At 47.8% G+C, this 18,557-nt stretch carries 20 protein-coding genes, 2 tRNA genes and 2 pseudogenes; 6 read left to right on the top strand and 18 right to left on the bottom strand.

The window, feature by feature from the left end:
- Nucleotides 1–64: 64 nt before the first annotated feature.
- The 3 genes from JCM23214_RS05285 to JCM23214_RS05295 all read left to right on the top strand — a co-directional run bounded on the left by JCM23214_RS05285 (nucleotide 65) and on the right by JCM23214_RS05295 (nucleotide 2,193).
- Nucleotides 65–793 (top strand): substrate-binding periplasmic protein, encoded by a 729-nt coding sequence (locus JCM23214_RS05285; protein WP_148301773.1) that lies wholly within the window; start codon nucleotides 65–67, stop codon nucleotides 791–793.
- A 127-nt stretch (nucleotides 794–920) separates the two neighbouring features.
- Entirely contained in the window at nucleotides 921–1,748 is an 828-nt protein-coding gene (locus JCM23214_RS05290) for a substrate-binding periplasmic protein (RefSeq protein WP_025897994.1), read from the top strand.
- Nucleotides 1,749–1,977: 229 nt separating this feature from the next.
- Nucleotides 1,978–2,193 carry a DUF1127 domain-containing protein gene (locus JCM23214_RS05295; RefSeq protein WP_025897995.1) on the top strand — a complete coding sequence of 72 codons (216 nt, stop codon included), beginning with the start codon at nucleotides 1,978–1,980 and terminating at the stop codon, nucleotides 2,191–2,193.
- Here JCM23214_RS05295 and JCM23214_RS19205 read toward each other — a convergent pair.
- Together JCM23214_RS19205 and JCM23214_RS05305 are read right to left on the bottom strand one after the other, a co-directional pair.
- Nucleotides 2,190–3,314, bottom strand: a complete 1,125-nt coding sequence (locus JCM23214_RS19205; RefSeq protein ID WP_025897996.1) for a metal-dependent hydrolase — start codon at nucleotides 3,312–3,314, stop codon at nucleotides 2,190–2,192. The two genes, JCM23214_RS05295 and JCM23214_RS19205, sit on opposite strands and share 4 nt — an antisense overlap.
- Nucleotides 3,315–3,403: 89 nt before the next feature.
- Nucleotides 3,404–4,282, bottom strand: coding sequence for a LysR family transcriptional regulator (locus JCM23214_RS05305; protein WP_025897997.1), 879 nt, complete (start codon nucleotides 4,280–4,282; stop codon nucleotides 3,404–3,406).
- A gap of 134 nt (nucleotides 4,283–4,416) precedes the next feature.
- Here JCM23214_RS05305 and JCM23214_RS23055 point away from each other — a divergent pair, with 134 nt between their 5' ends.
- Complete coding sequence (locus JCM23214_RS23055; RefSeq protein WP_084264588.1) at nucleotides 4,417–4,590, top strand: DUF1059 domain-containing protein; 174 nt, start codon at nucleotides 4,417–4,419, stop codon at nucleotides 4,588–4,590.
- 246 nt (nucleotides 4,591–4,836) lie between these two features.
- Nucleotides 4,837–5,484 carry a DUF1826 domain-containing protein gene (locus JCM23214_RS05315; protein WP_025897999.1) on the top strand — a complete coding sequence of 216 codons (648 nt, stop codon included), beginning with the start codon at nucleotides 4,837–4,839 and terminating at the stop codon, nucleotides 5,482–5,484.
- Nucleotides 5,485–5,543: 59 nt separating this feature from the next.
- Here the strand turns inward: JCM23214_RS05315 and JCM23214_RS05320 are convergent.
- The 16 genes and pseudogenes from JCM23214_RS05320 to JCM23214_RS05405 all read right to left on the bottom strand — a co-directional run bounded on the left by JCM23214_RS05320 (nucleotide 5,544) and on the right by JCM23214_RS05405 (nucleotide 17,910).
- Nucleotides 5,544–5,619 (bottom strand) — tRNA-Phe (locus JCM23214_RS05320).
- A gap of 143 nt (nucleotides 5,620–5,762) precedes the next feature.
- Entirely contained in the window at nucleotides 5,763–5,942 is a 180-nt protein-coding gene (locus tag JCM23214_RS05325; RefSeq protein ID WP_025898000.1) for a DNA gyrase inhibitor YacG, read from the bottom strand.
- A 12-nt stretch (nucleotides 5,943–5,954) separates the two neighbouring features.
- Nucleotides 5,955–7,352: a ribonuclease E/G gene (locus JCM23214_RS05330; protein ID WP_025898001.1), complete on the bottom strand. Its 1,398-nt coding sequence runs from the start codon at nucleotides 7,350–7,352 to the stop codon at nucleotides 5,955–5,957.
- A pseudogene (locus tag JCM23214_RS26495) lies at nucleotides 7,349–7,974 on the bottom strand (Maf family protein). Before JCM23214_RS26495 ends, JCM23214_RS05330 begins: the two are co-directional and overlap by 4 nt.
- Nucleotides 7,975–8,043: 69 nt before the next feature.
- Nucleotides 8,044–8,262 carry a translation initiation factor IF-1 gene (infA, locus tag JCM23214_RS05340; protein ID WP_025898002.1) on the bottom strand — a complete coding sequence of 73 codons (219 nt, stop codon included), beginning with the start codon at nucleotides 8,260–8,262 and terminating at the stop codon, nucleotides 8,044–8,046.
- A 143-nt stretch (nucleotides 8,263–8,405) separates the two neighbouring features.
- A complete protein-coding gene (locus JCM23214_RS05345) occupies nucleotides 8,406–8,855 on the bottom strand; it encodes an arsenate reductase ArsC (protein ID WP_025898004.1) in 450 nt (149 codons plus the stop codon).
- A gap of 53 nt (nucleotides 8,856–8,908) precedes the next feature.
- Complete coding sequence (locus tag JCM23214_RS05350) at nucleotides 8,909–9,391, bottom strand: UPF0262 family protein (protein WP_025898006.1); 483 nt, start codon at nucleotides 9,389–9,391, stop codon at nucleotides 8,909–8,911.
- A gap of 14 nt (nucleotides 9,392–9,405) precedes the next feature.
- Nucleotides 9,406–10,706: pseudogene (gene hisD / locus JCM23214_RS19215) on the bottom strand (histidinol dehydrogenase).
- Nucleotides 10,696–11,358: an ATP phosphoribosyltransferase gene (hisG, locus tag JCM23214_RS05360; RefSeq protein ID WP_025898007.1), complete on the bottom strand. Its 663-nt coding sequence runs from the start codon at nucleotides 11,356–11,358 to the stop codon at nucleotides 10,696–10,698. Before hisG ends, hisD begins: the two are co-directional and overlap by 11 nt.
- A gap of 71 nt (nucleotides 11,359–11,429) precedes the next feature.
- Nucleotides 11,430–11,873, bottom strand: a complete 444-nt coding sequence (locus tag JCM23214_RS05365; protein WP_025898008.1) for a DUF2948 family protein — start codon at nucleotides 11,871–11,873, stop codon at nucleotides 11,430–11,432.
- 24 nt (nucleotides 11,874–11,897) lie between these two features.
- Nucleotides 11,898–13,193, bottom strand: coding sequence for a UDP-N-acetylglucosamine 1-carboxyvinyltransferase (gene murA, locus JCM23214_RS05370; protein ID WP_025898010.1), 1,296 nt, complete (start codon nucleotides 13,191–13,193; stop codon nucleotides 11,898–11,900).
- Between the two features lie 122 nt (nucleotides 13,194–13,315).
- Complete coding sequence (dcd, locus tag JCM23214_RS05375; RefSeq protein ID WP_025898012.1) at nucleotides 13,316–13,876, bottom strand: dCTP deaminase; 561 nt, start codon at nucleotides 13,874–13,876, stop codon at nucleotides 13,316–13,318.
- Nucleotides 13,877–14,664: 788 nt separating this feature from the next.
- Complete coding sequence (locus JCM23214_RS05390; protein ID WP_025898016.1) at nucleotides 14,665–15,144, bottom strand: PIN domain-containing protein; 480 nt, start codon at nucleotides 15,142–15,144, stop codon at nucleotides 14,665–14,667.
- The gene (locus JCM23214_RS05395) at nucleotides 15,141–16,262 is read right to left on the bottom strand and encodes an ImmA/IrrE family metallo-endopeptidase (RefSeq protein WP_025898018.1); all 1,122 of its coding nucleotides are present in this window, start codon (nucleotides 16,260–16,262) and stop codon (nucleotides 15,141–15,143) included. Before JCM23214_RS05395 ends, JCM23214_RS05390 begins: the two co-directional genes overlap by 4 nt.
- Entirely contained in the window at nucleotides 16,259–16,849 is a 591-nt protein-coding gene (locus tag JCM23214_RS05400; protein ID WP_025898019.1) for an HAD family hydrolase, read from the bottom strand. Before JCM23214_RS05400 ends, JCM23214_RS05395 begins: the two co-directional genes overlap by 4 nt.
- A complete protein-coding gene (locus tag JCM23214_RS05405) occupies nucleotides 16,846–17,910 on the bottom strand; it encodes a hypothetical protein (RefSeq protein WP_025898021.1) in 1,065 nt (354 codons plus the stop codon). The genes JCM23214_RS05400 and JCM23214_RS05405 overlap by 4 nt, the downstream gene beginning before the upstream one ends.
- Nucleotides 17,911–18,441: 531 nt before the next feature.
- On the opposite strand from JCM23214_RS05405, the gene JCM23214_RS05410 reads away from it, so the two are divergent.
- Nucleotides 18,442–18,516: transfer RNA gene (locus JCM23214_RS05410), tRNA-Thr, on the top strand.
- Nucleotides 18,517–18,557: the final 41 nt, after the last annotated feature.

Below are 18,557 nucleotides of genomic sequence, written 5' to 3' on the forward strand. Positions count from 1 at the left end.
TACATAGTGCCAGTTGAGGAAGTATATTTTAGTGGTAAGTCGTTTTTTTTATAAAGTGCTGAGTTTGACAATTCTGCTCCCCTTCATGGGGATCGGCACTAAAAATGTACTCTCAGCGGAACAGACTGTGCTCTTTGCCTGCAATGAATTCCCTCCCTATAAAATGGAAAATAGCGAAAGCGGATTGCCGGGCTTTGATGTGGAATTCTTACGTGAGTCCTTCAAACAGGTGGGGATTACGCTGCAAATTCAGTATATGCCATGGAAACGGGCGCTGGACGTAGCACGTAAGGGAAAAGTGGATGGTGTCTGCAGTTGCTCTAGCACGAAAGAACGCGCTGAATATATGTACTTTTCAGAACCGCTTGGTAGAGCATCTTCCGGTTTGTTTAGCCTCACCAGTAAAAATTTTGAACTGGTGAATGATCTTGATGAGATTGGTAGCCGGTCTGTTGGTGTTATTAAGGGATATAATCTCATTGAAAAATTGGAAGCAGCTGGTGTTCAAAATGTCTTTGAACTATCGAGCGAACGTCAGGGCCTAAAGATGCTGCTCAAAGGCCGGCTTGATTTTTATTACAGCTACGAGGCACCAACCCGATATTACCTGTCTCAGGATGGGCATTCCGAAAAAGTTCATTATCACGAGCTTTCTTACACCGATTATCACAGTTGCATCAGTAAAGCGTCGGAAGGGTCAGAAGACCTGCTTAAAAGTTTTAACGAAGGCCTTGCAGGATTCGGAAAAGCGGGATCTACGATCAGATTTTGCGAAAATATCGCTGATGAATAATTGGTGATTTTTTTGTGTGAACTTCAGTATTAAGAATAAAGTTTTAATAATTGAAATTTATAATATAGAATATACGCGAAGTTAAGACGCGCAACGCGAGCAAGTCTTGTCAACTCAGGTTAGCAAAATGAATTTTCAGGTGAAGTTTTCGGGGCTACCAATCGTTCTCGCATTCCTTTGCGGGTTTAGTGCTTTGACACAGGCGGAGGATCTTAAGTTAAATCTGGTGACGGGGAATGATTATCTTCCTTTTACAGATGAAAGCCTCCCCGATGGCGGTATGCACACAAAAATTGTTCGCCGCGTTATGGAACTCGAAGGCATTCCTCACAGCATAACATTCTTGCCTTGGAAACGGGGCTACGAGCTTACGTTATCAACAACTTACGATGCCACTTTCCCCTATAGTCTGACCAAAGAGCGGGCAAAGTCATTCGTCTATTCAGACCCGATTTATGCCATATCCAATGTTGGTTTTGTGCGTGAAAATTCCGATTTGCGAAAATCCGAGCTGTCAGAGGTCAAAGGGCGCACGCTTTGCAGTCCTTTAGGATATGCCGTCCCCGGTTGGCTTGGGGATGCAATCAAAAAACAGGAGGTGAAAGTCCTGTCGCCGGTTTCTCTCAAACAATGTTTTCAAATGCTGAAAGAGGGACGGGTTGATTTTGTACATGCAAACCGGGAACAGGGAAGTCTTGATTCAGCAGCTTATACAAAGGGTATGGAACCGTTTCGCATTATGGATGGCAGCTTTTCAGATGTTTTTAATCACCTGATCATTTCGAGAGAACATATGGATGTTGATATGATTATGCGCCGTTTCAATCGCGGGTTAAAGGCGCTTAAAGACAGCGGTGAATATGAGATGATCGTGCAAACTTACCGGCAGGAATTCATCGATAAACATGCGGTCATCACACATAAATATCTGAAAAAGACCAGTACTGTTCAATAATTAACTGGGCGTATCAGCTGCCCTTCTCTCCTCTCAGGGCTGTGCTATGCAGAAATAGCTGATCAGTTTTGCAAAAACGGCATACTAAATTAGCATAATTACTAAATTAGCATAATATGGATTGCGAATTTGAGTTTTGATCCGTATATGAGCTTTGCGCAAAGCAAGCTCTGTTTGCTGCTCTGCCCCTTATTCTGTTTTCAGTATCTGTAACTCAGGGTGAGTTCCCATGACACTCTATTCAAGCAAAATATTTTTAACCCAATCCTCCCCTTCATTCTATGCAGGATCAGGGCTTTGGAAATTCTATCAGAATATCCGCGACTATATTCAGTACCGGAACACAGTGCGTGAGCTTGGCTCCCTCACAGATCGGGAGCTGGATGATATTGGCGTTTCCCGCAGCGACATTCGCGCTATTGCGAAAGGCGAATTTCGCCGTTAATTGACCTCTGCGCTGCTGTGATCACCCGTGTATTTACAGCTCAGCTTTGCCTGCTGTTGAATTTTCGGCTTGGCAGGTAGTAAATTTGCGGCTTCTGCGGGCCTGATTGTGATATGGCCCCGGGTCATATTGGCAAGCCACTCGAAATCCCCTTCCTGTGTGCGAGTTGATGCGACACGCCGCGCCAGATGTCCGGAGCTAAATTTTTCCCTCGCCTGTGCTTGCAGTTCAAACCTGAACACATAGTCGGGTGTCATACCCATGCGCAGGTCCGCTTGCATCAGGCTTCCACCCGGCAAATGGCTCAAGCTGTAAAATCCTTTGGTAAAGGATTGCAGAATGTCATGCGCGGGATAATTCTGCAGCGCATCGCAGGTCAGCTCAAGGGGCCATCGATCATGGCGGTAGAAAAGCTTTTCATCCGCGGATGACACAAGTGGTAGATACAGATTTGTATAGCTTGTGCTTTCAATGGCGATTGCTTTCCAGGCAAATGTCGTTAAGGGGAGGGGGATGACCAGTATCTGCTCAGGCATAATTCCCCGCTTTGCAAATTGGTCTTTCGCCTCTTGTTCCATCCAGCTCTGGGCAAGTATCGACCAGCCCAGATATGCTGTTGATAGGGTGAGAGCTGTGACAACAGCTTTGCCAAAACGGCTTGACCATTTGGGACGGATGAGCGCCCACAGGGTCACCACAAGCAGCGGTAATGTGTATAGCGGATCGATAATAAACATGGATCCAAGCCCAAATGGATAATCCGTAAGGGGCCATAACAATTGCGTGCCATAGATTGTCGTCGCATCCAGCAGGGCATGGGTCACAAGGATCAGCCAGACCGCTGCATAGAAGGGCCATCTTGCAGCTTCTGACCCCCCCAGTAGTTTTCGAAGTCCTTCTGCCAGCAGAGGCGTAATAAGCGTTTGTACAATAATGGAATGGGTCGCAGATCGGTGGCGGACAAAATTTTCCAGTGCGCCGCCATAGTCCCAAAAAACATCCAGATCGGGGAGTGTCCCCAGCACGCCGCCCGCCAGTGCAGTTTTTCGCAAGCCATATTTGGGTCCAAGAACAGCCGCTCCCACGGACGCGCCAAGCACAAACTGAGTAACTGAATCCATTCTCACCCTTTCAAATATGCTGACCCGTATCATATAGACAGCTTGGCGCAAAATACCAGCGAGAGAATTTACCGATTGATGTGCGGCGATCAGGTGGGCCAGCTATGGCGGGCTGCGGCGCGCATAAAAAGGGATGCCGCGGGTGAATGGGTGCGACCCGGCATCCAGGTGAGCATGACATCCCTGCTGACTTTCGGATCAATCAGGGGCCGAGTGAGCAATCCATTCATGGTAATGGAAAATTCCGGCAAAAACGCGAAGCCAAGTTCTGCCAACACCATTCCCTGCACCCAGTCCTCCCTCTCACTTCGAAAAGTGGCGTAAAGTTCAATGTTATGGGCATCGCAAGCCTGCAGAACCATTTCGCGCATTTCGCAGGACAGCCTGTCCACATAGGGCTCCTTGGAAAGGTCTTTCAGTCGGATCGATGATTTATCTTTCAAATGATGGTTGGCGGGAAAGGCGACCACATATTTCTCGCGATAGATTTTTCGCAACCGATAGCGGTTGCTCAGGTCACTGGGGGAGCTCAAGAACGCAAGCTCCAGATTTCCCGCTTCCAGCTCCGCGCTAATGGTTTCAAAACTGTCTTCGCGAAACTCAATTTCAATCTGCGGGTTATCTTTTTTGAAATCCGCCAGGAAACGAGAGAAGGCGAGGGGCCCGATTGTCGTCATGACGCCAATTTTCAGGGGCGCTTTATGAAGCAGTCTAAACTCTTCGGCAGCATATTTAACCGATTGAGAGCGTTGGAAAATATCTTCCATTTTTGGCTTCATGATGCGACCAAACTCTGTCAGCAATACGGATTTACCCTCCCGAAAGAACAGATCATTCTCTAGCTCGTCTTCAAGTTTTTTGATCGTTTTTGTCATCGCTGGTTGAGAGACACAGCACTTTTTCGCCGCCTGTGTGAAGTTCAGGCTATCGCAAACTGCAAGAAAGAATTTAATTTCGCGAAGCTCCATGACGATACCCCCTGCGCATCGGGGCAATATGCAATATTTTTCCATAACCAGCGGTTATCATTCCATTCAATTATAAGATTTTTCTAATTTTATTCAATTTCGTAAAATGGAGCCCCGATGAAGGAGGATCTGTCATGAAGAAAATTGAATGTAATGACCTGTTTGAAGGCTGCGCATTTCGCGCCTCCGCCAGTACCGAAGATGAACTTCTGCAAAAGGTTGCAGCCCATGCGGCCAAAGAACACAACATTCAGGAAATCACTCCTGAAGTTTTGGCAAAGGTAAAATCCTGCATAAAATCCGGATAGCCAATTCTGACCCCGAAAAAGCGCTTTGCGGGGGCGGAGCATTGATCGGATCCACCGCTTAATGTAATCAACCGACCTTCGCAAACGCGCATCAAAGCTTATCTCACGCGCCTGTTCGCCCGCTCAAAATATCCCATGAACAGAATATCCACAGAAATCTGATTGAAGAGATTGTATCTTTCTTATAAATAGTAATGTTATAACATTTTATTTAAAAATTTGTAGAGAAACAACCGAGTCAAGCTTATGAGTGTATATCAGGCAAACAGCTTGCAAGAGCTGGAGCAGTTCTCTCAGCGGACAGATCAGTTGGCGGTCTTGCCGCGGGATGTTCCAGAAAATGCAGATGCTTTTTTTGAAAAACTGATAACAACACCTTTTGGTGTAAATGCAAAGGTGCACAAAAGCACAGCTCTCGATGACATTGCAAAAACCTTGGCTCCCGTCCTGCCCGGCGAGGTCATGGCAGACCCATTTTACCTTTTCTGGCTGGATGATATGGCAGCCATCTGCAAAACATTCTGTGTAATTGAAAATAGCCCGTCCATTGGGTTCTGGCTCGGAACGGAGCGGGGATGCCGGCGCTTTCACGTGGATTATGTTCCCCACAGATTGCTCGTAACCTATGCGGGGGAGGGAACTGAATGGCTGCCCGATGACGGTGCCGATCGCACCGCTTTCGCAAATGGCGCCCCGAACGAAAAAATCGTCAAAAACCCAAAATCACTCAAACACATGAACGTATGGGATATTGCCGTCTTTCGCGGCGGCGCAGGTGGATTGCTTCACCGTACACCAGACTCCGCCCTAAACGCCCCCTCACTTCTCCTCCGCCTCGACAGCGTCTCTTTCTGGGAGAGAGTAACTCTGCGCGAGCAGAGCTTGGCGGGATGATCGAGAAAAATCTTATGCCAGGCAATTGGGGGATGGAAATACTTTATTAGTGAAAAAAGTGGTGCCCAGAGGCGGATTCGAACCACCGACACGCGGATTTTCAGTCCGCTGCTCTACCAACTGAGCTATCTGGGCATCCGGTGCAGGGCTAATGCCTGCGAGGAAGCTGGGTTATAGAAGAAAAAGCGGGGGCTGTCCATACCCCTTGATGCAAAAAAGATAAAAAATTATGGGGCATCCCTTCGGTGCTCAAAATAGCGGCTGTAGCCCGCCTAACTCTAATATTCACCCTCTTCATCATTGGCGGGAATTGTCTCCTCCCCGGGGATGGCATAACTTTCATTCAGCCACTTTCCAAGATCCAGTTGCTGACAACGGGCGGAGCAGAACGGACGGTATTTCGCCTGGGCGGGTTTGCCACATTGAGGGCATTTGCGGTTTTTAATCTGACTGGTCATGATATTCGCACATTAGGGGATTTGCGGTGTAATTTCAAAGTCATATTCTGCAAGGGCTGGCCCTTCGCCGCTGCTCAGGCGCACGCCCAGATACTGTTCCATTTGGACGCCATACGCCGTAAGGAATGGCATGAGCGCCGGTCCCGCTGTCACGGTAAACAAAGCGGATTTATGTCTTTCTTTGTGTCCAGCAAGTGCCCGCAGGAAATCAGTTGCCTGTTTCAGGCTCACCCGCCCATTTGTCTCAGGCATGATCAGCTTTTGGGTGTGGTGCAGGGGACTTCTGGTTCGCTTGCGGGTTAGTTGTAGCAGCCCAAGTTCGGTCATTGAAAAAATGCGCACCCCCGCCGGGTCTGATTGGGTTTCTTTTTCAAATGTCTGGATCAGCTTTGCCACATCATTTTTGCCGTTCATCTGTATGAAATCGATAATGATGATCCCGCTCAAATTTCGGACCCGGATCTGATGAGCGATTTCCCGGGCGGCCTGTTCATTCACCTGCCGGGCCAGTTGCTCGTGCGAGCCGCCTTTGGCCTGCCCGCTATTGACATCAATCACAACCAGAGCTTCGGTTTGTTCGATGGTAATATTAGCGCCAGAATTGAGAGTGATCTGGCGATCTTCCAACCGGCTTAACTCTTCTTCAAATCCGCAATGCGATACAAGACCGACGGGCTTGTTCCAATGGTCAAACCGGGTGCGCGCGCCCACTCCCCAACCCTTTAGTCTGGTCTGAAGATTGGCATCATTACTGATGATTTCCAGCTTTTCGGGCGATAAAGACAGCGCCTGAACAAGCAATTGGGGGGCTGGCCGTACAAGCAGGGTTGGTTTTTTCGCGCTTTTCGCGGCTGACAGAATGCTTTGCCAATGGTCGGCCAGTTGCGCAGCTTCGCTGATTATTTTATCAGCGGGCTCTTTTGCGCCGCGGCTTCTGACAATGGCACGCCCCTTTATCTGTTCAAGGGCGTTTCGCAATTCGTCTGCTTCGGCATTTTTTGCAAATCCTTTTGGAAACTGAACGCCCTCTGCCATGGGTTGAAGGCTGACAAAGGCTCCGTCAAGCGTCACTTTGCTGCTGACTTCGGCTGTTTTGTCGTCTTTGGCATCTTTGATGATTTGCAGGGGCAGATTGGCGCCCTCTGTGATTTTGCTGCGAATGTCCGCATCTGCTGACTGGCTCTTGGCGATACAATTGCGCGATAGTAACAGGCCAGAGGCACCGCCGGCCAGTTCAACAAGGGCGCCGTTGATGGTGTCGGAAAACCGCGCAATGCGGGCGTAGTGAATTTCCCCTACTCTGGAATTCTCGAAAGTCGCTTCAAGCTCGTAATCAAGCAGTCTGTCATTTTCAAGCAGCAGTGTTCGCGTCTCAAACAGGCTTTGTTCGATCAGCAGTTTGACGCTCATGAGTTGTCTGCATCCATAAGTTGGCTATGGGTCCAAACGTTAAAGCTGTTTCCGTTTAGCAGATTGGATACCTCAAATAGCGGAAGGCCGACAATATTGCTGTAAGAGCCTTGTATTTGCCGCACAAACAAACTGCCAAGACCCTGAATGGCGTAGGCGCCCGCTTTTCCCTGCCACTCTCCACTGGCTATATAATTGCGAATGTCAAAAGGGTCGAGATGCTTGAAGGTCACGTGCGAGGTGACGCATTTACTGATTTGCCGCCCATCCGGCGTGATAAGGGAAATACCCGTATGAACCGGTGTTTACGGCCCGACAGCATTTTTAAGTACCGCTTTGCCTCGGTTTCATCTGTGGCCTTGCCCAGATCCCTGCGGCCTATAGCGACGACGGTATCCGCCGCCAGAACAAAGGCCCCGTGATGGCGAGAGGCTGTTACCGCCGCTTTTTCATGGGCGAGTCTGTGCGCCAGATGCCGGGGCAACTCACCTGATTTTGCCATTTCCGCAATATCAGCGGGATCAATGACATCTGGTGTAATACCTATTTGAGAGAGAAGCTCTTTGCGCCGCGGCGAAGCTGACGCCAGAACAAGCTTTTGGGAGTGGGGAGTATCTGTCATTCTTTTGCGTGTTTTTCAGCCCCGTATGACAGGCATGCGGGTGTGAGCGTTCCAACCACTCCGCCAGACTTACTTGAAGCGGAACGTAATGCGGCCTTTTGTCAGGTCGTATGGAGTCATTTCCACTGTGACGCGATCGCCTGCCAGAACACGAATGCGGTGTTTGCGCATTTTGCCGGCTGTATGAGCGAGCACTTCATGATCATTTTCCAGCTTCACGCGAAACATAGCGTTTGGAAGCAGTTCAGTTACAGTACCTTCAAATTCAAGCAGTTCTTCTTTTGCCATAAATAACCTTGCATAGCTGTTAAAACTCGCGTGCAAAATGCGGCCAGTCACACCAAAAAGCAAGCTTTTGTTTAAGAAAACCTGACGAAAAGCTTCATTTGGTCGGCATTTTCGCCGCAATTGCTCCCACAGTATACCATATTTTACACCAAAGGGTGAGGGGCAGTTGAAAAGCGGCTCTTGATTTTCTGGTATAGATCATCGCGGACCTGTCGGTATGCGTTTAGGCGCATCTCGCGGTTACCTTCCACTTCAGATGGATCCGGCGTGATCCAGAACTCCACAGCACAATGCATGGTTCTGGTCATCTCCTCCGCGTGGGATTTAGCAGGTTTTGACAGACAGATGATCAGATCAAATGAGGTGTCTTCCAATTCATCGAAATTTCGGGACAGATGATTTTCCACATCAAGACCAATTTCATCCATCACCTCAATGGCAAAGCCATCAATTTCGGTAGCCTTGACCCCAGCGCTCGTTACATAAATGCGATTGCCATACAGGCTTCGCATGATGGCTTCCGCCATGGGGGAGCGAATACTGTTATGGGTGCAGGCAAACAGGACACTGGTGGGATTTTGAAATTCATCCATATGCGCTCCCCATCCACAGGGTTGCGGCATGATCACTGACAGGGATACTCATGTCAGCCTCTGATATGCAGGACACAGATAAGGGTGAAAAGCCGTCTGGCGGTATCGAAATCCGTTTCGATCTTGCCTTTCAATCTTTCGAGCAACATCTCCGTTCCTTCGTTGTGAAGGCCACGTCTGCCCATATCGATGGCTTCGATTTTTGACGGGCTCGCTGTTTTGATGGCGGAAAAGTAACTTTCGCAGATATGAAAGTAATCCTTGATGATGCGCCGAAAGGAAATGACAGGCAGTGGCAGGCGCAGATATTCCTGCTCGTCATCCTCAGCGCGGATGTCGAAAATCAACCGGTTATCTTCAATCGACAGATGCAGCGAAAATGGTCCCGCATCGGGGTCTTCACACAAGGCAAACTGATTGCGATCCAGAAGGTCATATATGGCGACCTTCTGCTCATGCTCGATATCAGCATTCCGGCGTACAACTGATTTTTCATCCAGTTTGATTTTGACGATTTGCTGATGATCCGCAGTCATTTTTTTGTCCTTGTTTAGCTTTTCATGTTCAGCCGAATGGCAATGGACAGGGCATGTGCTCCAAGCCCCTCGGATTGAGCCAGTTTAACCGCTGGTGGTCCGATCCTGTTGAGTCCATCCGCATTGAGTTTAATCATTGAGGAGCGTTTCATAAAGTCAAGTGTGGAGAGACCTGATGAAAACCGTGCTGTTCTGGCTGTCGGCAGGACATGGTTTGGGCCGGCAATATAATCACCGATGGCCTCTGGTGTATATCTGCCCAGAAAAATAGCGCCTGCATGCCTTATTTGCGCAGCCAGACTGTCCGGATCTTCAATGCACAGCTCCAGATGTTCTGGTGCAATACGGTCAATCAGGCAGGTGCCGCCGACAGATTTTCAATAACGATGATCGCTCCGTAATCATTCCAGCTTGTTGCCGCAATTTCAGTCCGCGGCAGCGATTTCAGGTGATGCTCGACCGCCGCTTCCACTTCTTTTGCATAATCTGCGCTATCCGTAATCAGGATACTTTGGGCGACGGGGTCATGCTCCGCCTGTGACAGCAGGTCAGCTGCAATCCAGGCCGGGTCATTCTGATCATCTGCGACCACCAGAATTTCGGACGGTCCGGCAATCATATCAATGCCGACGGTGCCGAAAACCTGTTTCTTCGCTGTCGCGACATACGCATTGCCCGGGCCGACAATCTTGTCCACCGCTGCGATGCTGTCTGTGCCATAGGCCAGCGCGGCGACGGCCTGCGCCCCGCCAATACGATATATTTCATCCACACCGCATAAATCGGCAGCGGCCAGTACCAATGGATTGATATTGCCATCCGGGGTTGGCACAACCATAACCAGACGACTGGCGCCTGCGACTTTTGCCGGAATGGCATTCATCAAAACGGAAGAGGGATAGGTTGCAAGCCCGCCCGGCACGTAAAGGCCCACATTTTCGATCGGAGTCCAGCGATATCCAAGCTCAATCTGATCCTCATCCACGTAAGAGAGGTCATCAGGACGCTGTTTCTCGTGGTAAGATCTGATCCGGTCCGCAGCTATTTTCAGGGCATCAAGTGTTTCTGGATCGCACGCGTGAACGGCCGCGCTCACCTCGGACGCGCTGACTTTCAGCTCTTCTGCTGTTGACAGAGTTAGCCGATCAAAACGGTTGGTATAGTCGATGACAGCCGCATCACCGCGCGCTCTTACATCGGCGATGATTTCGGCAACAGCCGCATTGACATCCGCATCCGTTTCGCGCTTTTGGCCCAAAAGATCCATAAAGCCGGCTTCAAACGTGGCGTCTTTTTCAAATAACTTATTCACCATCGACAACTTCCCGGAATTTTTCGATCCAGCCGTTCAACTCCACAGACCGTGTTTTAAGTGCTGCCCGGTTCACGACCAGCCTTGACGTGATATCAAGGAGTTTCTCAACCTCCACCAGTCCATTGGCTTTTAGTGTTGCGCCGGAGGATACCAGATCCACAATCCGGCGGCAGAGGCCAAGGCCAGGGGCCAGCTCCATCGCACCGGACAGTTTGATGCATTCTGCCTGAATGCCCTGATCTGCGAAAAACGCTTTGGTCAGGTTAGGGTATTTGGTGGCAATGCGCACATGGCTCCAGCGGGTCGGATCCCGGTCTTCTTCCATGTCAGCGGGTTGCGCCACTGCCAGATAGCAATGGCCGATATCCAGATCTACCGGCGCATAGATTTCGGGATAGTTATGTTCCAGCAATACATCATTGCCGGCCACACCCAATTGCGCAGCACCAAAAGCGACAAAAGTTGCGACATCAAAAGAGCGCACACGGATAATGGAAATATTGGGATGGTTTGTCTTGAAATGGAGCAGGCGGCTTTGTGGATCATCGAAGGCAGGTTCAGGCTCAATGCCGACAGCACGAACCAGCGGCATAACCTCTTTGAGAATGCGACCCTTGGGCAGGGCAATGACCAAATCTTCACTTGTGGGCACTTTATTGCTCCATAAACTTAAGGCTGTCTGGTGTTGACATGCCCTCTTTTAATCTGAATTTTTAAAAAAGGCTAATTTTCCAAATCGTGGGTTGGAATTTTATCTGTCGTCCAGGGCTCTCCAGAGTCTGTGAGGGCGACGTTGATGCATTCCACGGTCAGCTCCAGCTCCCTGTCATCTGCGAATATGAGGGAGATTTGATGCAGTCCCTCTTCGGCTTCCTTGCAATGAATAGACAAAAGCTCCATGCCCAAAGTTGGAATGTCACGGGGAATCCCGCGTGAGCGAATGTTCATGATATCTGCAATGAGCACCCCGCAGCGAATTCTGCTGGCCTCTCGCGGCGTGCGTTCGGATGTTTTTTCCCAGCGCATACGCGATACCGTCAGGGATAGCTGGCGCGCCTTGGCGGCATAACTTATCTCGCCCGGGCTGGTGATCGCCCCTTCAAGAGCGGCTGAAATCACCTGCAGATCATCAACGTCCATCGCATATAATTTAAGCAAATCGGTCACGGGAATTTCTGTCCTATGCTGTATTTATTCACCCTGAATGCGGTCAATCTCCGCACCGCAGGCTGCCAGTTTCTCTTCCAGTCTCTCATACCCGCGATCAAGATGATAGACCCTGTTGATAACCGTCTCCCCACTTGCGGCCAGTCCTGCCAGCACCAAAGAGACGGATGCGCGCAAGTCAGTCGCCATCACTTCGGCGCCGACCAGCTCAGGCACCCCGCGAACCATTGCCGAGCGACCATGCACATTAATGTTGGCGCCAAGACGTGATAGCTCCGGCACATGCATAAATCGATTTTCAAAAATAGTTTCGGTTATCATGGACGCACCGTTTGAGACACACATCAGCGCCATGATCTGCGCCTGCATATCGGTTGGATAACCGGGATAGGGTTGGGTCTGAACATCAACGCCCTGTATGGGGGTTGCAGGATCACGCGTGACAATCAGTCCATTTTCCGTTGGCTCAATTTCCACTCCTGCTTCTTGCAGAACCTCGATAACAGATGCAATCAGGGCAGCGCGTGTGTTGGTCAGCTCAATGCGCCCGCCTGCGATTGCCGCGGCAATTGCATAGGTTCCTGTTTCGATGCGATCTGGCATGACCGAATAGGTGGCACCGTGCAGTTTTTCTTTTCCGGTGATGACCAGACGGTCTGTTCCCTCGCCTTCGATTTGTGCGCCCATGGCCTGCAGCAGGTGAATAAGGTCCGTAATTTCCGGCTCGCGCGCGGCATTTTCCAAAACCGTAATTCCATCCGCAAGGGCCGCCGCCATCAGCAGATCTTCGGTCGCCCCGACAGAGACAGTCTCGAAACGGATTTCAGCACCCTTGAGACCATTTGGGGCTTCCGCGACCATATAGCCCCCTTCGATATGGATATTTGCGCCCATCGCCTCCAACCCGTCAACATGCAGGTTCATGGGGCGAGTGCCGATCGCGCAGCCACCGGGCAGGGAAACCTTCGCCTTGCCAACCCGGGCTAGCAGCGGGCCCAGAACAAGGGCGCCCGCCCGCATCTTGCGAACAATGTTATAAGGTGCTTCGGTATTTGTAATTTGCGCGGCGGTCAGGGAAATTGCCCGCCCGTTCGAGCTCCCCTCTGCTTCGCTATGCCCGTTCAGATGAGCTTTCACACCATGCTGACAGAGCAGATTGATCAAAGTGGAAATGTCTGCCACATGGGGCAGATTGCTGAGCGTGACGGTTTCCTCAGTGAGCAGGCTGGCCACCATCAAGGGCAGGGCCGCATTTTTCGCGCCGCTAATTTCAATTTTTCCATAGAGCGGCTTGCCGCCCCGGATCCGAATGCTATCCATCAAGTTTTTCCCGGCTCACTCATGGCCAATTCAAAAAAATACGAAAGGCAAGGCAGGGCACCCCCGGCCGCCTTACATCTTAAAATACAGTGGCTGACAGAAAATATCAGCAATGCGGCGACTTAAAGGCGCGGCAGTGTAACGCCCTGTTGGCCCATATATTTGCCGGCCCGATCCCGATAAGAGGTCTCGCAAGGCTCGTTGCCTTTGAGGAACAGAAACTGGCAAGCCCCCTCATTGGCGTAGATTTTCGCCGGAAGCGGCGTAGTGTTGGAAAATTCAAGTGTCACATGCCCTTCCCATTCCGGCTCCAGCGGGGTGACATTCACGATAATACCGCAGCGGGCGTAAGTGGATTTGCCCAGGCAGATCACCAGAACATCGCGGGGGATGCGGAAATATTCAACGGTCCGTGCCAGCGCAAACGAATTTGGCGGAATAACGCAGACATCGGTTTTACGATCCACAAAACTGTCATTGGAAAAGGCCTTGGGGTCAACGGTTGCCGAATCGACATTGGTGAAAATCTTGAACTCGTCCGAGACCCGCGCATCATATCCGTAAGAGGACAGGCCATAGGAAATCATGTTCTCCCGTTTCTGGCTTTCCACAAACGGTTCGATCATCCGCTGGTCCGGGTCCTGGGCGGCGGACCTGATCCACTTATCAGACAAAATTGACATTAGGCGTATCTCCGTTAAGCGCACTCAAAAATTTGCGGTATCTTATAGACAAGTCTTTACAAGGCCAAGGCCAAATGGGCGTTTTGCGAACCCAAATTCGCACAAACCCGGGAAGGGGTATCTAGTCTGTCATCCGGTTTTTGTTCTTGATCGCATCGGGGGCCGCTTCGCCGCGGGTGCGCTGCACACCTTTGCGTTTGCGTAAATTCTCCCGCAGCTTTTTCAAGCCGGGCCTGTTTTTCGGCGGCGGCCTTTTCCTTGGCACTGGTCGGGGACGTTGAACGGTTATGGTCACTCATGCGATGCTCTGTCCAGATAAGTTAGGGTCGGCCATTTGTAATATAGCCGGGCCAACTGCGCAATTGCCCAAATACCGGCGCAGACACCGGCAGCACACAACCCACAGGCAGGCCATTCCTCAAGAAACTGACGACTTTCAAAACCAAATTGTACGGATTAAGAATGGAAGATATGAGGATTTTCAATTTCCATTTCAAGGCCGCGGGCAAAATTTTTTTCAGTTTTCCCCCAATCCCCCACATCAAGGCGCTAAAAACCTGATTTTCCGAGCTGGTTCAATCAATCCAATTTTCCCACAGAAACCCTTTGACAAGGCGCAGACCTACTAAATATTACTAATTTTATTCCTGAGATCAGTTTCCAGGATACAAACTCATATTTGCCGGAGTTGTTGTTTTTTACAGATATATGAATTAAGAAACACGCTAAAATATTTGCATTTGTAGACCGATGAGTAAGAGGCGATGCTAAGGTTGACTGCTTGTATATTATTTAAAATCTCTTTGTGTCATTGCGGGAAGAAATGCCCCGGCTTTGATCATTTTTTGATACGCTTCAAAACATTCTTTATCTGTAAGTATCCCCATCTTTGAAAGTTCCATTAAGATCCCAATACTTCCAGATAGTCTATTTTCCCCAAACACTTTTGTAATATAGTTACGTGCCTTTTTGTCATCTGAATATAAAATGCTATTTGTCTTTATCGATCCATATGCAATGCATTCTGCTTCTCCGGACCCGAGGTTCATTTTGGTCTTCAGATTAATATAAGCATCTGCTGGAATTGAATCGTCGTTTAAGTGTTTAAGCGGAATATTCTCGTCATATATATACTGTAAAATGTCGTCATCGCATTCCTGTTGAACACTAGGGCCGATTGCATATATTTGCCCATTAGACAGTGCTGTTTTTATAACTTGTCCGTTAAACAGATTAATTAAAACAGAGGTATCTAAAACTCTAATCAATGAAAGTTGCTCGAGTGAAGTTTTAAAATTTCAGAAATTTTTTCACCCAGCATTTCGGAAACCATTCCTAAAGAACTTTCTCCATCTTCAATAGATTGAATTGATTTTTGCAACAATAAGTCATTTTTGGCATTGAAATCTATTGGTGGGCGCTCTGGTATACCTGCTTCCTTTGCTCTTTTCTCAGGGCTACCATGGTGCTTTATTAGGTATGCGTATAAAGAATTTGCTCCGCCTGCAGGCAATAGGCCCAGTTGTTCACAGCGATAGGCTGCAACTTCAAAGCTTACTCCATAGAAGTAAGACAAATAAATTATCTCAATATCACCTAGATTGTCATTCTTGGTGCTGAGCATGCTGCGAACTTCTTGTAAAACTATCGCTACACCGTGAGTGGGTAATAGCAAATATGAGGCAAAAGCATCAGCAAAAGATTCAGATTTTTGGTTTTTTCCTTGCTGGTTGTGTCCAATACTATCTTCACCATCCCAAAAAGTGATGTTACTACTATAATTGTGATGGCTAACAATATGCCCAAGCTCATGCGCTAGGGTAAAAAGCATTCTTTGTGGAAATCTTTTGCTTAAACAAATAAATGGCCAACCTTTGTATATCCCTGAAGCTCCGTCTATTTTCACGTTATCAACTATAAATAACAGTATTTCAGCTTTTTTGGATAACAAGCTGGGAAGATCGTGAAGCGGTCGATTTATATCGTCTTTGCAGAAATGATGTCTGAATAAATTGGCCAGACGTTCGGCTTCTTCATAGCTTTCTTCAAGTATGCCAAAGGCATTTAACCATTTTGGTTTTTCGGTGTTGCCTAAGATATTTGCCGCCAGAGAGACCTTTCTCGAAATTTTATTCGCTGCAATTTTCTCGTATTGATTTTCCTCTTGAGTTCTGAACAGTAAATCAATGTCTTCAGGATGTTCCCACAAAGAAATGTCTGCTATGGAGATGTTAAGAGCTCCAGCAATAAGCTTTAGTTCTCGCATGCTAGGTGAGTTATCTTCCTTGGTCAGTTCACTCAGACGTGCTGAGCTGATCCCAGTAATCAAGGAGAGTTCCGCTAGATCGAACCCCAAAGCGTCAATTATCTCTGAAAGATGTTTCATTCCCTATTTTCTGCTTTGATTTCTCTCAAGAAATTATCTATTTGTCTAATTTGATCCTCGTTGATTTTTCTCCAACGACCCATGATATCTATCACACGATTGCCTCTTCGTTCAAAAATTTCTTGAAGTAAGGAAATGGTGTGTTGCCTGCTTGATTGTATTTCTGCAGTCGTTTCCATAGCAATTGGATTGCGGCCAACGATAAAATTTTGAATACGAGATCTGAATTTTTCGTCGTCATTTGGGTCGTGCCTGTCCAGTGGATGACGCTCCCCATTTCCCGTCACTATTATGTTTCCGGTTAGAACTCCATTTTCATCTAGACATAAGCGGTTTTCTGGAAATCTTCGGTGTGCTGCAATTGCATCTATTTTTTCATCCACTTCGAAGCCGCCAACGATATATTGCTGTACACCGGTAACAGATCCGCTGACGACATAGATGCGGTCACCTCGAAGAACCAATCGTCTTATATTCGGCATGCAGGCACCTAAACTGGGGTATGGTCTATTCAAAATGGGATCGTTCAGAAACTTTCCTGCAATATTGTCTGTCCCTGTGCCTGAAATATAAATATAGCCTTTCATGATTGAGTGCCTCTAAAAGTGTTGGTTAATTGTTGTAACTGTTCGACGATTGGGTTGCCTAAAATCTTTTCACCATTTTCGGAGAATACAAACCCACATGCGTCGCATTCATGTTCAACATGAGGAGTAAAAGCATTAGCGGTATTTTCGAAGTGAGGGGCATGGCACTTTGGGCAATAAATTGATTTAACTTTTTTAGATAATTCTGGTATTTGGAGTTGCGCCATATATACCCTCATGCATTTTCTGCTAAAAGTCACACCATCAAGTGAAAAGTTTCCAAAAGTTTCATCTATGACGCGGTTACCGTCTTCGTCAAATCCATGAAAGTGGATGCCGCTGAGTTCCGGCCATGGCTGCGTCCAGAATGCAGCCGGATTTGAAGCCCATATCTTAACTCCTCCCTTGAAGTCTGATTGACGCCCACAAAAGATTTCTTTTGATTTTTCTACAGGTCGTTCGAACTCGAGATCGTCAAATACTTTTTTGATTGAAGCAATGGGGTTCCCAATAGAAGGACAAGTGTCGAAAAAATCCCTTCCACAGTATTGGCATTGGTGTTTCGTGTGAAGCGAGACTGAGAATCTACCTTCGTCTAGATGTAGTCTTTTGCAGTGCTTGCAGCAAATACTGGATGGAGTAAAGCCAGCAGCAAGTGTATTAAAGTAAGCAATAGCTGCATCATCAGTTATGGTTTCCCATTGATCTCCAAGTAGGTCTCTTCCAACTTTTAAATCAACCTGCTTGAATGTCGCGTCAATTATTTTCTTTGAATTCTTTTCTTTAGTTTCTCTTGCATGGACGTGGACTCCATATACGGGATTTTGATTGGTCGTATCATATACAGGCTGCAGGGCTCCCCATAATGCAATGCCACCGGGAAGGGTTTCGGGGTCGAGAAATAGTTTTTCAGTTTCGCGGGTTTGAGATGCGTTTGATTTGAGGCATTTTTGTAATGCTTTGCCACCTGGTGCCGTAGCGTTAGCAAAGTGAATTTTGCACCAGTACCTTGGGTTACCATTTCTTTCGGTGGTTACATTTACAATGTGGCAATCTTGCATATTCAACTCATACAACACGCAATATTAGAAATAAAATCCTTATGATCTGTATAATAATTTAATGATTAATAAAACATATTCAACAAGATGTATGTAACTAAAGATTTTTTTATTTGGTATTTATTCTAAGTTTGCGTTTTTTCTGATGTATGCGTTCGGTTGTTCTAAAACTGCCCGATTTGCTGCAGTTGATCTTACTTGCAAGATAAAAGTGTTAAATCCTGATCTTATTTTTTGTAACATTGGAATCAGAGTTGTCTTGGGTTGTTGCTCTGAAATAAGAGGAAATGAGTCGGTGAGAACTTAATGCCTTTGCTTTGGTTAACTAATTCCAGGCAATTGGGCCCTGTACCGACATTTCCTTAATCATGGTGAGGTGTGGAACAAAAAGGCATTCTGTTAATAAGCTGTGTCAGATTTGTGCCACTTTTTTCAAGATATTTACCCTATGTTCCATGATTAGAGTATTTTTAGAAACCCTTTGACAAGGGCGCAAAACCTTATATATTCCGCGCTGTTCTAATCGATTTCGCCGCCGTAGCTCAGTGGTAGAGCACTCCCTTGGTAAGGGAGAGGCCGAGAGTTCAATTCTCTCCGGCGGCACCATTTAAACCCTTGAAAATCATAAAATAATGGATTTAAACTAG

This window comes from Sneathiella glossodoripedis JCM 23214, from assembly GCF_000616095.1.
GTDB classification, from domain to species: Bacteria; Pseudomonadota; Alphaproteobacteria; order Sneathiellales; family Sneathiellaceae; genus Sneathiella; species Sneathiella glossodoripedis.